Genomic DNA, 14,244 nt, shown 5'->3' on the forward strand with positions numbered 1-14,244 from the left:
CGAGACGCGTCCTCGCTGCGCTCGGGCGCTCCTCAACCAGCGGGGTGTGACGCCGGCACCGCTCCTCCGGGCGCGCCGCCCAGCGGCGCCCCATCGCGGAACCCCCTCCCTCGATCACAGAAATGCAGGAGCATCCGAGCGTCGCCGGAGAGACGCTCGCGTGATTCCGGGGCTGGGTTCACGCGCGCCGCGCCGCGGTCCTGCATTTCCGTGATGTCGGCGCTCGACCCCGCCCGCGCTCGACCGTGCCCGTGCTCGACCGTGTCCGCGCTCGACCCCGCCGACACTCGACCCCGCCGGCACTCGACCGTGTCGGCGCTCGACCCCGTCGGCACCCCGACCGAGCGACGCCGCACGGTGCGGGGCCGTTCGCTGCGCCCGGGCGCTCCTCAGCCAGCGGAGGGGCCGGTGCGCACGCGCGCTCCTCGCCCGGCGGGGCGGGTCACGCCTTGAGGCGCGGCTCGTAGCCCTCGGCGCGCAGCGCTGCGAGCACCTTCTCGGCGTGCTCGCTGCCGCGCGTCTCGATGTGCAGCTCGAGCTCGACGGCCGAGATCTGCATCCCGGTGCCGTGCCGGGTGTGGATGACCTCGACGACGTTCGCGTTCTGATCGGCCACGATGCGGCTCGTCTCGGCGAGCTGCCCCGGCCGGTCCGGCAGCGGGATGATCACCTTGAGGTAGCGCTCGGAGGCGGAGAGCCCGAAGGCGACGATCCGCTCCATCATGAGCGGGTCGATGTTGCCGCCCGAGAGGATGACGACAGTCGGCCCGGTCGCGGACACCTTGCCTTGCAGGATGGCGGCGACGCCGACCGCGCCCGCCGGCTCCACGACGAGCTTGCCGCGCTCGAGCAGCTGAACGAGCGCCGCCGCGGTGTCGTCGTCGCGCACCGTGACGATCTCGTCGACGGCGTCACGGATGATGGCGAAATTGAGCGCGCCGGGTCGCGCCACCGAGATGCCGTCGGCGATCGTCGGCGAGATCCGGATCGTGGTGGGCTCGCCCGCGGCAAGCGAGATCGGGTACGCCGCGGCGTTCTCGGACTGCACGCCGACGATGCGCACCGGGTGGTCGGCCTTCTGCTTGACGGCGCTCGCGACCCCGGAGATGAGGCCGCCGCCGCCGATCGGCACCACGATCGTCGCGACGTCGGGCACCTGCTCGAGGATCTCCAGACCGAGCGTGCCCTGACCCGCGACGACGTCCTCGTGGTCGAACGGCGGGATGACGACGGCCCCGGTCTCCGCCGCGAACGCGAGGCTCGCGGCGAGGGTCTCGTCGAAGATGTCCCCGGCGAGCTGCACGGCGGCGCCGTAGCCCCGGGTCGCCTGCAGCTTCGGCAGCGCGACGCCGACCGGCATGAAGATCGTCGCCCGGATGCCGAGCTCGCGCGCGGCGAGCGCCACGCCCTGGGCGTGGTTGCCCGCGGACGCCGCGACGACGCCGCGAGCCTTCTCGTCATCCGTCAGCTTCGACATCCGGTTGTAGGCGCCGCGGATCTTGTAGGAGCCGGTGCGCTGCAGGTTCTCGCACTTCATGAACACCGGCGCACCGAGCGCGTCGCTGAGGAAGTGCGAGCTCTCGAGCGGCGTCGAGCGCGCGACGGCCGCGACGGTCGCGCGCGCGGCCTCGAAGTCGGCGAGGGTGGGGCCTGCGAGAGTCGTCTGTGGTGTCATGGTCCCTCGGGTGTGTCCACGACGCCCGTGTGCTGCGCGAGGTCGTCGAGGTCGGGATTGCGGGTGCGGCGCCATTCGCCGCTCGCGATGTATTTCACCATGACGTTGAGGGTCGCCACGAACGGGACCGCGAACAGCGCCCCGGGGATGCCGGCGATGAAGGATGCTCCGGCCACCGACAGCACCACGGCGAGCGGATGCACCCGCACCGCCGTGCCCATCACGATCGGCTGCAGCACGTGCCCCTCGACCTGCTGCACGAGCAGCACGACGCCGAGCATGAACACCGCGGGCAGCGGCCCGCCGTAGACGAGGGCGATGAAGACGGCGACGACACCGCTCAGCACCGCGCCGACGACGGGGACGAAGCTCGCCAGGAAGACCAGCACGGCGATCGGGATGACGAGCGGGAAGCCGCCGATGAAGAAGCCGATGATCCACGCGCCGAGGCCGATGCCGACCGCGTCGACGAACGCCACGAAGATCTGCACCTTCACGAACGTGGTGAGGGTGAGCCATCCGCTGCGTCCGGCGCCGTCGACGCCGCGACGCGCGCGGCGGGGGAAGACGCGCACGATCCAGCGCCAGATGCCCCGGCCGTCGATGAGGATGAACAGCGTCGTGAACAGCACGAGCAGGAATCCGGTGAGCACGTGGCCGGCGGTCGTGCCCACCGAGAGCGCGCCGTTGACGAGCGTCGAGGTGTCGGCGCCGATCGCCTGAATGGCCTGGTCGATGTAGCCCGCGAGCTCGGTGTCCCCGATCTCGAACGGCGGGCCGGCGAGCCAGGCCTCGAAGTCGTCGTACGCCGCCATGCTGCGCGCCTGCAGGTCGGGCAGGCCGCTGCGCACCTGGAACACCACGAGCACGATGAGACCGGCCACGACGCTGAGGGCGAGCACCATGGCGAGCGCGACCGCGAGTCCGCGCGGCCAGCGGCGCCGCACGAGCATCTGCACGAACGGCACGAGCAGTGCCGACACGAGCACGGCCACGAGCACCGGCACGACCAGGTCGCTGAGCGTCGCGACCACGAACCCGAGCACCGCGAGCACGCCCGCGACCGCGAGCAGCCGCCACGCCCACTGGCCGGCGATCTCGACCGGCACCGGGATGGCGCGCTCGACCTCCGCGCGCCGCGGATCGCCGGTCGGCACCTCCCTCGGCACGCCTGGGGTGATGGACTTGCGCCGACGGAAGATCATGCGCGCCAGTCTAGGGAGAGCGGATGCCGCACCGGCCCCGATTCCGCGGTTCCCGGCCGCGGTTCCCGGCCGCGCTTCACCCGAGTGTGTTACTCGAGATCGCCCGGACGTCCGGGCGATCTCGAGTAACACGGTCGGGTGAGCTCGGATCTCGCCGCCGGGTTCCGCTACTCGACCGCGACCGGCTGGCCGGTGAACGCAATGCGCACCGGCTGCCCGACGATCGCGTCGTCGACCGCCGCGTGCTGCACCGCGACCACGGTGCCGTCGTCGAGACTCACGCGCGTGCGCCGCACCGGCCCGAGGAAGCTCGTCGTCAGGATCGTGCCCGCCAGCTCACCGCGCGCGCCCGCCGCCTCGCCGCGACCGCCCGCCGCCTCGCCGCGCACGCCCGCAAACTCGCCGCGCCCGCCCCCCAACTCGTCACGTCCGCCCGCAAACTCACCACGCCCGCCCGCCGCCTCGTCGCGCGCGGCGATCGTGACGTGCTCGGGCCGCACGTAGGCGATCGCCTCGCCGTCCAGGCGCGTCGGGTCGAGCAGGGGCAGCGCGACGCCGTGCACGACGACACGGCCCCCCTCGACGACGCCCGGCAGCCGGTTCGAGAGCCCGACGAAGTCGGCGACGAACGAGTTCGCCGGGGTGGAGTACAGCTCTTCGGGCGTTCCGATCTGCTCGATGCGACCCGCGCGCATGACGGCCACGCGGTCGGCGACGGCGAGCGCCTCCTCCTGGTCGTGGGTCACGAACAGTGTCGTGATGCCGAGCTCGGTCTGGATGCGACGGATCTCGTCGCGCAGGCTCACGCGGACCTTCGCGTCGAGCGCCGAGAGCGGCTCGTCGAGCAGCAGCACGCGCGGGCGGGTGACGAGGGCGCGGGCGAGCGCGACGCGCTGCTGCTGGCCGCCCGACAGCTGGTGCGCGTAGCGGCCGTCCAGGTGCCCGAGGCCGACGAGGTCGAGCGCGTCGGCGGCGCGCGCGCGGCGTTCCGCGGCGGGCACGCGCCGCATCCGGAGCCCGAACTCGACGTTCTCGATCGTCGTGAGGTGCGGGAAGAGCGAGTAGGCCTGGAACACCATGCCGATGTCGCGCCGGTTGGTCGGAACGGATGCCACGTCGCGCCCGTCGATCGTGATCGCCCCGTCGACGCTCTCGAGCCCCGAGAGGGCGCGCAGCGCGGTGGTCTTGCCGCAGCCCGACGGCCCGAGCAGCGCCACGAGCTCGCCGGGACGCAGCGTCAGGTCGACCCCGTCGAGCGCCCGGTGCCCGGCGAACTCCTTGACGACGCCGACGAGCTCGACCCTCGCTCCCGGAGCGGCGAGCGAGGCGGGTGCGGGGGCGGTGACGGTCATGCCGGGGCCTTTCGAGCACGGGGAGCGCGGGCGCGCGGGGCGGCGCCGAGACGCCCGATCGAGAGCAGCAGCACGAACGCGAGAGCGAGCGCGAGCAGCGCGAAGATGACGGCGACGTACGGGTCGCTCTGCGAGACCTGCAGCAGGGCGGTCTGCAGGTTGACCCGGTTGAGCAGCGATGCGATCGTGAACTCGCCGAGCACGACCGCGACCGCGATGAACGCGGCGGCGAGGATCCCGCGGCGCAGCACGGGCACGATGACCCGCACCATGATGGCGGGCCACCCCGCGCTGAGCGTGCGCGCCGCCTCGGTCAGCGTCGTGAGGTCGACCGCGTCCATGCTCGAGCGGATCGCGCGGTAGGCGTAGGGCAGCACGGTGATGCCGTACGCGAACGCGAGCGTCCACACCGAGCCGCCGAGCACCCGCACGACGACGCCGTACACGGGCGCGAGACCCACGACGAGCACGATCGCGGGCACGGTGATCGGCACGATGCACACGATCTCGAGCACGCGCTCGAACCGGCGGAACCGCAGGTGCACGAGCACCATGGTCGGCAGCAGCACGACGAGCACGATCGCGACGGTCACGAGCACGAGCACGCCCGAGTTGCCCACGGCCTGGAACAGCGAGCGGTACGTGCGCCCCGCATCCGCATCGACGAGGCCGGTCCAGTGCGACAGCGTGAGACCGCCCGCGAGGCCGGCGCGGAACGTGAACTGCACCATCGCGAGCACCGGCACCGCGAAGGCGAGGCCGACGACGCCGAGGATGACGATGCGCGCCACGCGTCCGGGCTGCGCGCCGATCGCGACGGCGCCCGATCGCGCGCTCATCGCTGCCACCGGGACGTGCGTCGCTGCAGCACCGAGTAGAGCGACATCACGACGACCATCACGACGACCATGCCGAGCGCGAGGGCGCCGGCCATGTTCTCCCGGCCGAGCACGGTCTCGCTGCGCAGCGCCGACCGGATCTGCAGCGGCACGATCTGCGCGCCCTGGCTGATGAGGGCCGCGGCGGTCGCGTACGACGAGAACGCGTTCGCGAACAGCAGCAGCAGCGTCCCGGCGAACGAGGGCGCGAGCACGGGCGCGGCGATGCGCGTCCAGTAGCCGAGGCGCGTGCCGCCGAGCGTGGCGTTGGCCTCGGCCCACTGCACCTTGAGCCCCTCCATCGCGGGGAGGAACGTGATCACCATGAGCGGCACCTGGAAGTAGAGGTACACCGGGATCAGGCCGGGCACCTGGTAGATCCAGACGCCGTCCGCGAAGATGTCGACGCCGATTCCCTTGAGCCACACCGTCAGCACGCCCTGCACGCCGATCGTGGCGATGAAGGCGAACGCGAGCATGATGCCGCCGAACTGCGCGAGCACGCTCGATCCCGCCTCGACGGTGCGACGGATGACGCCCTCCTCCGGCAGGCCGAGGAGCGCGTAGCAGACGAGAGCACCGATCACGGCGCCGAGCACGGCGGTGAGCGCCGAGATCCACGCGGACGACACGAACGTGCCGAGCACCGTCGGGGTGAACAGCCCCACCACGTTGTCGAGGGTGGGGGCGCCGCCCTTCGTGAAGAATCCCGTCGCGACCGCGAGCGCCGTCGGTATCGCGAGGAACAGCACGACGTACGCCGCGAACGGCGTGAGCCCGAGCAGCGGGAGAGCGAGGCCGCGCGGACGACGACGGTGCGGCATCCGTGCGGTGCCGCGTGACGCGACGGCGCGGCCCTGGCGCTCGGGGAGGTCCCGAACGCCAGGGCGCGTGACGAGGCCCGCCATGTCAGCCGACAGCGCCGGCCCAGTCGGAGGCGAGCAGGGCCGACGCGGCCTCCGCCTGCGCGTCGGTCGGCGTGACCTGGTCGGCGCTGAGCTCGCCGATCGCGGCGAGCGCGTCGGTGTCGGCGGTGCCGGCATCCGTCATGGCCTGCAGCGTGACCGGGTAGGCGCCGCCGACGATGAACAGGTTCTGCGCGTCGGCCGAGTAGAGGAACTCCTGCCACAGGCGAGCGGCGGCGGGATGCGGAGCGTCCTTGCTGATGGCCTGGTTGTAGTAGCTCGTGTAGGCCGTGCCCGGCAGCACCGTCGTCTTCCAGCCGTCGACGTCCTTCGAGACGGCGAGGTTGTTGTACGACCAGTCGAAGACGACCTTGGTCTCGCCCGACGCGATCGTCGCGGGCGTCGCGTCGACGGGGATGAAGTTGCCCGCCTTGTTGAGCTTGCGGAAGAAGTCGATGCCGGGCGTGAAGTCGTCGAGCGTTCCGCCCGACTGCACGGCCGCGAGACCGACCGCGGCGAAGGCCGCGCCCGCCTGCGTCGGGTCGCCGTTGAGCGCGACCGCGCCGCGGTAGTCGTCGCCGAGCAGGTCGTCGAGACTCGTCGGCTCGGGCACGGAGGTCGAGTCGTAGCCGATCGACATGGCGCCGGTGTAGTCGTTGACGTACAGGCCCGTGGACTCCTTGTTGCCGTCCGGGATCTCGCTCCAGTTCGCGACCTGGTACGGCGCGAAGTAGTCCGTCGACGCGAGCGTCACGGCGGTGCCGAGGTCGAAGACGTCGGGAGCAGTGTCCTGCCCCCGGAGGTTGTCGGCCGCCTGGATCTCCTCGGCGCTCGACACGTCGGGATCGGCCGAGTTGACCGTGATGCCGTAGGTGTCCTCGAACTTCTTCTTGATCTCGCCGTAGTTCGCCCAGGTGTCGGGCAGGGCGATGACGTTGAGCTGGCCCTCGGCCTTCGCCGCGGCGACGAGCGCGTCGAGGCCGCCGAACGCCTCCGCGCTCGTGGCGGTGGCCGCGTCGACGTCGGAGCCCGCGCCGGTGGACCCGGTGTTCTGGCTGTCGCCGGCGCCCGAGCAGGCGCTGAGCGCGAGGGCGGTGGCGAGGATGCCGGCCGCGAGGATGGTGCGCTGGTGTCGCACGGGGATCTCCTTCGATGGGTCGACGCGGCCGGCGGCGCTGTGGTGCCGACGCGTGGGGAACCGCGGGCGACCCGCTGGGCAACGCTAGAGAGCGCGAGCGGCGGGGCGGCGTCCACGCGGTGAACGGCAGGGGAACGGATGCCGGCCTCGCCCGGCCGCGCCCGCTCGTGCTCGGCCGCGCTCGGCCGCGCTCGGCCGCGCCTCGGCCGCGCCCGGCCGCGGCTCACCCGACCGTGTTACTCGAGATCGCCCGGACGTCCGGGCGATCTCGAGTAACACAGTCGGGTGAGTGAGCAACACGGTCGGGTGAGCAAGCAACACGGCCAGTGAGCGAGCAACGCGGCCAGTGAGCGAGCAACACGCTCGGGTGAGCGAGCAACACGCTCGGGTGAGCGAGCAACACGGCCAGTGAGCGAGCAACACGCTCGGGTGAGCGTGTCGGTGCGCTCCGTTACGGTGTGAAGCGTGCCGGCATCCGTCTCCCCCGCGGCCGCGCGCCGGATCGCGCTCGCCGCGCAGGGCTTCGCGCGACCGCGCCCGGATGCCGTCGGCGTCCGCCAGCTCGGCGCGCACCTGAGGCGCCTGCCGCTCCTGCAGCTCGACAGCGTGAACGTCTTCGAGCGCAGCCACTACCTGCCCGTGTTCGCGCGCCTCGGCGGCTACGACAAGGCCGACCTCGATCGCGTGCTGTTCGATCGCCGCGGGGACTGGACCGAGTACTGGGCGCACGTCGCGGCCGTGATCCCGAAGGAGCACTGGCCGCTGTTCCGCTGGCGGATGCGGGCGATGCGCGACAAGTACGCCGGCCCCGGCTCGTGGTTCCAGGCGCACCCCGAGATCGTGCAGTGGGTGCGCGATGCGCTGCGCGACGGCGGCCCGACGCGCGCGAGCGACCTGGAGCATCCGAGCGGCAGGGGCGAGGGCGGCTGGTGGGGCTGGTCGGGCGTCAAGCAGGCGCTCGAGCACCTCTGGCTGTTCGGCGAGGTGGTCACGGCGGGCCGGGACCGCTTCGAGCGCAGCTACGCGCTGCCCGAGCAGGTGATGCCGGCGTCCGTGCTCGCGCGCGCGGTGCCCGCGGCCGACGCGCAGCGCGAGCTCGTTCTGCTCGCCGTCACGGCGCTCGGCATCGGCACGGTGAGCGACATCGCCGACCACTACCGGATGCGCACCGACGACACGAGGGCCCGGCTCGCGGAGCTCGTCGAGACGGGCGCCGTGTCGACGGTCGCGGTCGACGGATGGCGCTCCCCCGCGTTCGTGCGCACGGGCACCAGCGTGCCCCGCCGCGTCGACGCCGGTGCGCTGCTCAGCCCGTTCGACCCGGTCGTGTGGGAGCGCGGCCGGGCGCTGCGCCTGTTCGACTTCCACTACCGCATCGAGATCTACACGCCCGAGCCCAAGCGAGTGTTCGGCTACTACTCGCTGCCGATCCTCGCCGGCGACGGCGTCGTGGGGCGCATCGACCTGAAGAACGACCGCAGGGCGCGCGTGCTGCGCGTGCAGTCCGCGTGGCGGGAGCCGCACGCGCCGGCCGACCTCGCCGACCGCGTCGTTCCCCTGCTCGAGGAGGTCGTCGCCTGGCAGGGCCACGGGTCGGTGGCCTTCGCCGACCGCGGCGACCTCATCGCGGATGTCGCGGGTGCGTGGCGCGGGTCGGCGCACTAGCCTGCCCGGATGAGACGACGACCTCTCGCTCTCGCCCTGCCCGTGCTCCTGCTGCTCGCGGGCTGCGGCTCCGGCGCGCCGGCGGGCGACGCGACCGGATCGGGCGTCGCGACGGATGCCGCCCCCGGGTCCGCCACACCGGGCGACGCGAGCACGTCAGCGCCGGGCTCGTCGTCGTCCGGCCCGTCGTCGTCCTCAAGCGGCACGTCCGCGGCATCCGCGTTCGGCCTGACCTGCGCGGACCTGCTCGACGACGACATGCTCTCGCTCGTCTTCGGTGCGCCGCTGCCCGCGCTGCCGACCGACGGCATGGACGTGGCGGGCGCGGATGCCGACACGCTGCTCTGCGGCTGGGGCGACTCCGACCACATCGTCGGGGTGAGCATCGACCCGACCGGCGGTGCGGACGGCACGACCCCGGGCGATACCCCGATCTGTGCGCTCGCGACCTGCACCCAGGCCGCCGTGGTCGGCGCCGCGAAGGTGCGGATCGCCGCGAGCGGGCTGAGCAGCGACGAGGCCACGCCCGCGGTGATCCGGCTGTTCGACAACGTCTTCGGCGTCGTGCAGCGCGCCCAGCACTAGCCGCAGGCCGCCGACCCGGATGCCGGCCCCGCCGCTAGAAGTGCGTGCCGCTCTCGTTCAGCCGCTTGATGCGGTCGGGCAGCGGCGGGTGGGTCGAGAACAGCCGGTCGATGACGCCGGGCTTGGTCGGGTCCGAGATCCACAGGTGCGCCATCGACGAGTTCTGCCGGCGCATCGGGCGGCCGTGCTCGCCGAGCTTCGCGAGGGCGCTCGCGAGCCCCTCGGGGTCGCGCGTGGTGAGCGCGCCGGTGGCATCCGCGAGGTATTCGCGCTGCCGCGAGACCGCGGCCTGCACGACCGCCGCGACGATCGGGGCGAGCACGATCGCGACGATGCCGAGCACGAGCACGATCGGGTTCCCGCCGCCGCCGTTGTTGTTGTCGCGCCGGTTCCCGCCGCCGAAGAAGCTCAGGCGCAGCAGGATGTCGCTCAGGAATCCGACCGCGACGACGAGCCCGAACACGATCGTCGAGACACGGATGTCGTAGTTCTTGACGTGCCCGAGCTCGTGCGCCATGACGCCCTCGAGCTCGCGGTCGTTCATGAGCTCGAGCAGCCCGGTCGTGGCGGCGACCGAGGCGTGCTGCGGGTCGCGGCCGGTCGCGAACGCGTTCGGCGCGGGGTCGGGGATGATGTACACCTTCGGCATCGGCAGGCCGTCGGTGATCGCGAGGTTCTCGACGATGCGGTACAGCCGCGGGTCGTCGGCCTTGCGGATCGGCACGGCGCCGGCGATCGCGAGCGCCTGGCCCGACGAGAGGAAGTACTGCACGAGCGTGTACAGGCCCGCGCCGATGAGCACGCCGATGGTGATCGGCAGCTGGCTGCCCGGCCCGCCCCAGATGGCGCTAGCCGCGAGGCCGATGGCACCGATGATGAGCACGAACAGCACGATGATGAACACCGTGTTGCGCTTGTTCGCCGCGATGGCGCGATACATGGGTCAGTCCCCCGGGGCGATGGGTGCGGTCTCGAGACGCCGGCTCGCTACGCTCGCGAACTCCTCGACCAGCGGGTGGGTGTGATCAAAACTGCACGCGCGGCGGCTCGGCGATCGACGCGGCATCCGCGACCTCGAAGAACTCGCGCTCGGTGAAGCCGAGCCCGCGCACGAAGAGCGTGTTCGGGAAGATCTTGATCTTCGTGTTGAGCTCGCGCACGCCGCCGTTGTAGAAGCGCCTGCTGGCCTGGATCTTGTCCTCGGTGTCGACGAGCTCGCCCTGCAGCTGCAGGAAGTTCTGGCTCGCCTGCAGCTGCGGGTAGGCCTCCGCGACCGCGAATACGCCCTTGAGCGCGGACTGCATGTGGCTCTCGGCGACGCTCGCCTCGCCCGGCGACTTCGCCTGCAGCGTCTCGGCGCGCGCCTGGGTCACGGCCTCGAAGACGCCCTTCTCGTGCGTCGCGTAGCCCTTGACCGTCTCGATGAGGTTCGGGATGAGGTCGGCCCGGCGCTTGAGCTGCACCGTGATGTCGCTCCACGCCTCGTCGACCCGCACGCCGAGCGTGACGAGGCCGTTGTAGGTGGACCACAGGTAGATGCCCGCGATGATCACGAGGAGCACGATGACGCCGATGATGATCCAGGGCAGGAATTCCATGGGGGAATCATAGGGTGAGCGGCTGGGCGGCGGCCGAATCATTTCGCACGCCCGTCCTCGCGCCCGCACGCCCGCGCCCGCGCTCGCCTGCGAGAATCGGGGCATGCCCGAGCCCTCCGCCGCCCTCGACACCGCGCGCCGCTCGATCGACGAGCTCACCGCGCTCGTGCCCGACTTCCCCAAGCCCGGCATCCTGTTCCGCGACCTGACCCCGGTGTTCGCCGACGGCGCGGCGCTGCGCGCGGTGACGGATGCCCTGGTCGAGCCGTTCGCGGATCGCGTGGACGCGGTGGCCGGCGTCGAGGCGCGCGGGTTCGTGCTCGCGGCATCCGCTGCCTACGCGCTGGGGACCGGAATGCTCATCATCCGCAAGCCGGGCAAGCTGCCGCGCCCGCATCTGTCGCGCAGCTACGACCTCGAGTACGGCAGCGCGACGCTCGAGGGGCAGCCCGACGACCTGCCCGCGGGCTCCCGCGTGCTCGTGCTCGACGACATCCTCGCGACCGGCGGCACGCTCGCGGCCGCCGCGCACCTCGTCGAGGCGGCCGGCTGGAGCGTCGCGGGCATCAGCGTCGTGCTCGAGCTCGACGGGCTCGGCGGCCGCGGGCGGCTCCCCGGTTACGACGTGCGCACGCTGAGCGCGGTCGGGCTGTAGGCGACGCGCCAGCGTCGCGCGACCCCGGCGCCGACGGAGCCTGCGACCGAGGTTCGCCGCGCAGCGTGCTACCTCGTGTTCGTCGCCATGCCCATCCGGGCGAGCACGACCGACTCGACGAGCTGCACGAGCATGTAGATGCCGAGCGCGACGAGCGTCACGACGACGACCGCGGCCCACAGCGCCGGGAACTGGCCGGTGACGATCTCCTTGTTGGCCGATCCGCCGATGCCGTCGCCGGTGGAGAGCCACTCGGTGAGCAGGGCGCCGGTGATCGCGCCGGGCACCGAGATGCGCGCGGCGGCGAACAGCGAGGGCAGCGACCCGGGCAGGGCGACCTTGCGCACGACCGTCCACGTCGATCCGCCGTACGTGTGCACGACGTCGATCATGGTCGGCGACGCGTTCTTGAGCCCGAACGCGATCGTGACGAGCGCCGGGAAGAGCACGACGATGCCGCCGATGACGCCGACCGAGGCCTGCGAGCCGATGCCGAAGATCATGAAGATGATCGGCGCGATGGCGAGCAGCGGCACCGAGCGCAGCAGCAGCGCGAACGGCATGAACGCCGCCTCGACGAGCCGCGAGACGCGGAACACGATCGCGACGAGGATCGCGACGACGAGCCCGCACACGAAGCCGAACGCCGAGTGCGCGAGCGTCACCGAGAGCTGGCCCCAGATCAGCTCCCGGTTGGCGGATGCCGACGGCAGCGTGAACAGGTAGTTCCAGACCTGCGCGGGGTTCTGGGTGATGTAGGGCGCGACGCCGAAGAACGTGACGACCGAGAACCAGACGCCGACGATGATGACGAACGAGACGACGGCGGTGAACAGCGACCGCCCGAGCGCGCGTCCGACGGCGCGCAGCGTGGTGGAACGGATCTCGCGCCGGCGGGCGCGGACGTCGACGGCGGCGGGCGCCGCGAGCGCGGTCACGCGCCGGCCCCCGCGGTTCCGCGCGCCCAGGGCGCCACGGCGCGCGCCACGAGGCCGACGAGGCCGTAGCCGATGATCGCGACGAACGCGCACATCAGGAACAGGCCCCAGAGCCGCTCGGACTGGCCGGACGACTGCGAGGTGAGCAGCAGCGTGCCGACGCTCAGGTCGATCGCGCCGAAGTACTCGCCGAGGATCGCGCCGAGGAAGGCGGCCGGAACGGCGATCTGCAGCGCGGTGAGCACGTGCGGGATCGCGGACACGATCCGCACCTTGCGCAGCTGCGTGAGGCGCGATCCGCCGTACACCGTGATGACGTCGAGAGCGGCGCGATCGCTCGCCTTGAGTCCGAGGAGCGAGCCGACGACCGTGGTGAAGAACACGGAGAGCCCCGCGACGAAGGTCGCGGTCGCCGAGGTGTCGCCGGTCGAGGTCGCGCCGCCGAGGATGAGCTTGAGGATCGGGCCGATGGCCACGAGCGGCAGGCAGTACGAGATCACGGCGATCTGGTTCAGCACGCCCTCGAGCGGCGGCAGCACGAGCACGAGCGCGCACAGCACGAGCGCGACGACGTTGCCCGCCAGGTAGCCGAAGCCCGCCTCGCGCAGCGTCACGACGAACGCGTTCGTGTAGAACGAGAACCCGTCGCTCACGACCTGCGCGATGACGGCGGGCGGCGTGGGCACGATGGCGTGCCTGCCCTCCCCCGGGTCGACGAGCACGGCGATGATCCACCAGACGGCGATCACGACGAGGATGCCGACGGTGGCGGCGAGCCAGGACGGCACCGGCAGACGACGGGGCACGTCAGTCCTCCGCCGCGGCGCCGCCGACGCCGAACAGCAGCTCGGAGGCCTGGTCCACGTAGGCGTGGAACTCGGGCGTGCGCATCATCTCCGGGGTGCGCGGCCGGGGCAGGTCGATGTCGATGATCTCCTTGATCCGGCCGGGCCGGGGGCTCATCACGGCGACCTTGTCGGCGAGGAAGATCGCCTCCGAGATGCCGTGCGTGACGAGGAGCGTCGTCGCGGGCTTCTCGGTCCAGATCCGCAGCAGCTCGAGGTTGAGGCGCTGGCGGGTCATGTCGTCGAGCGCGCCGAACGGCTCGTCGAGCAGCAGCACGCTCGGCTTCATCACGAGCGACCGGGCGATCGACACGCGCTGGCGCATGCCGCCGGAGAGCTGGGCGGGCTTGGCCTTCTCGAAGCCGCGCAGCCCGACGAGGTCGATGAGCTCGTCGATGTAGGTCGTGTCGGGACGCTTGCCCGCGACCTCGAACGGCAGCCGGATGTTGCTGTAGACGCTCCGCCACGGCAGCAGGGCGTGGTCCTGGAACGCGATCCCGAGCTCGTTGTCCCGGCGCAGCTCCTTCGGGCTCTTGCCGTCGACCCGGGTGGTGCCGCTCGACGGGCCCTCGAGGCCGGCGAGGATGCGCAGGATCGTGGACTTGCCGCATCCCGAGGGACCGAGCAGCGCGAGGAACGAGCCCTGGTCGGTGTGCAGGTTCGCGTTCTGCAGCGCCGTGACCGTGCGCGTGCCGACGCGGAACTCCTTGTGGAGGTCGCTGATGTGGATGCCGGTGCCCAGGGCTGCGCCCTGGGCACCGGCGGTCACCGTGTCAGTCACGGATCGTGTGTTCCTGCTCGTCCC

At 72.0% G+C, this 14,244-nt stretch carries 14 protein-coding genes; 3 read left to right on the plus strand and 11 right to left on the minus strand.

The annotated features are described in order from the left end of the window. Positions 1-442: 442 nt before the first annotated feature. The 6 genes from ilvA to QT381_RS10335 form a co-directional block, all read right to left on the minus strand. Positions 443-1,675, minus strand: a complete 1,233-nt coding sequence (gene ilvA, locus QT381_RS10310) for a threonine ammonia-lyase (RefSeq protein WP_289248851.1) — start codon at positions 1,673-1,675, stop codon at positions 443-445. Continuing rightward, the gene (locus QT381_RS10315) at positions 1,672-2,880 is read right to left on the minus strand and encodes an AI-2E family transporter (protein WP_289248852.1); all 1,209 of its coding nucleotides are present in this window, start codon (positions 2,878-2,880) and stop codon (positions 1,672-1,674) included. The genes ilvA and QT381_RS10315 overlap by 4 nt, the downstream gene beginning before the upstream one ends. A gap of 167 nt (positions 2,881-3,047) precedes the next feature. Further along, positions 3,048-4,232, minus strand: a complete 1,185-nt coding sequence (locus QT381_RS10320; protein ID WP_289248853.1) for an ABC transporter ATP-binding protein — start codon at positions 4,230-4,232, stop codon at positions 3,048-3,050. Further along, entirely contained in the window at positions 4,229-5,071 is an 843-nt protein-coding gene (locus tag QT381_RS10325; RefSeq protein WP_289248854.1) for an ABC transporter permease subunit, read from the minus strand. The genes QT381_RS10320 and QT381_RS10325 overlap by 4 nt, the downstream gene beginning before the upstream one ends. Next, entirely contained in the window at positions 5,068-5,934 is an 867-nt protein-coding gene (locus tag QT381_RS10330) for an ABC transporter permease (RefSeq protein ID WP_289248881.1), read from the minus strand. Before QT381_RS10330 ends, QT381_RS10325 begins: the two co-directional genes overlap by 4 nt. Before the next feature lie 85 nt (positions 5,935-6,019). After that, positions 6,020-7,153 (minus strand): ABC transporter substrate-binding protein, encoded by a 1,134-nt coding sequence (locus tag QT381_RS10335; protein WP_289248855.1) that lies wholly within the window; start codon positions 7,151-7,153, stop codon positions 6,020-6,022. A gap of 465 nt (positions 7,154-7,618) precedes the next feature. Here QT381_RS10335 and QT381_RS10340 point away from each other — a divergent pair, with 465 nt between their 5' ends. Together QT381_RS10340 and QT381_RS10345 are read left to right on the plus strand one after the other, a co-directional pair. Continuing rightward, positions 7,619-8,818: a winged helix-turn-helix domain-containing protein gene (locus QT381_RS10340; RefSeq protein ID WP_289248856.1), complete on the plus strand. Its 1,200-nt coding sequence runs from the start codon at positions 7,619-7,621 to the stop codon at positions 8,816-8,818. A 9-nt stretch (positions 8,819-8,827) separates the two neighbouring features. Continuing rightward, on the plus strand, positions 8,828-9,403 hold the full coding sequence (locus QT381_RS10345; RefSeq protein ID WP_289248857.1) for a hypothetical protein: 576 nt from the start codon (positions 8,828-8,830) through the stop codon (positions 9,401-9,403). A 34-nt stretch (positions 9,404-9,437) separates the two neighbouring features. Here the strand turns inward: QT381_RS10345 and QT381_RS10350 are convergent, their stop codons facing one another. Both QT381_RS10350 and QT381_RS10355 read right to left on the minus strand, forming a co-directional pair. After that, positions 9,438-10,343 (minus strand): M48 family metalloprotease, encoded by a 906-nt coding sequence (locus QT381_RS10350; RefSeq protein ID WP_289248858.1) that lies wholly within the window; start codon positions 10,341-10,343, stop codon positions 9,438-9,440. Positions 10,344-10,428: 85 nt separating this feature from the next. Then, complete coding sequence (locus tag QT381_RS10355; protein ID WP_289248859.1) at positions 10,429-11,001, minus strand: LemA family protein; 573 nt, start codon at positions 10,999-11,001, stop codon at positions 10,429-10,431. Between the two features lie 103 nt (positions 11,002-11,104). Here QT381_RS10355 and QT381_RS10360 point away from each other — a divergent pair, with 103 nt between their 5' ends. Beyond that, complete coding sequence (locus QT381_RS10360; RefSeq protein ID WP_289248860.1) at positions 11,105-11,656, plus strand: adenine phosphoribosyltransferase; 552 nt, start codon at positions 11,105-11,107, stop codon at positions 11,654-11,656. 68 nt (positions 11,657-11,724) lie between these two features. Here the strand turns inward: QT381_RS10360 and QT381_RS10365 are convergent, their stop codons facing one another. The 3 genes from QT381_RS10365 to QT381_RS10375 are packed head-to-tail and all read right to left on the minus strand — an operon-like array spanning position 11,725 to position 14,208. Beyond that, the gene (locus QT381_RS10365) at positions 11,725-12,594 is read right to left on the minus strand and encodes an ABC transporter permease (RefSeq protein WP_289248861.1); all 870 of its coding nucleotides are present in this window, start codon (positions 12,592-12,594) and stop codon (positions 11,725-11,727) included. Further along, positions 12,591-13,400 (minus strand): ABC transporter permease, encoded by an 810-nt coding sequence (locus tag QT381_RS10370; RefSeq protein WP_289248862.1) that lies wholly within the window; start codon positions 13,398-13,400, stop codon positions 12,591-12,593. The genes QT381_RS10365 and QT381_RS10370 overlap by 4 nt, the downstream gene beginning before the upstream one ends. 1 nt (position 13,401) lies before the next feature. Then, on the minus strand, positions 13,402-14,208 hold the full coding sequence (locus QT381_RS10375; RefSeq protein WP_289248882.1) for an ABC transporter ATP-binding protein: 807 nt from the start codon (positions 14,206-14,208) through the stop codon (positions 13,402-13,404). Positions 14,209-14,244 lie beyond the last annotated feature (36 nt).

This window comes from Galbitalea sp. SE-J8 (genome assembly GCF_030345695.1).
Lineage (GTDB): Bacteria > Actinomycetota > Actinomycetes > Actinomycetales > Microbacteriaceae > JAUASV01.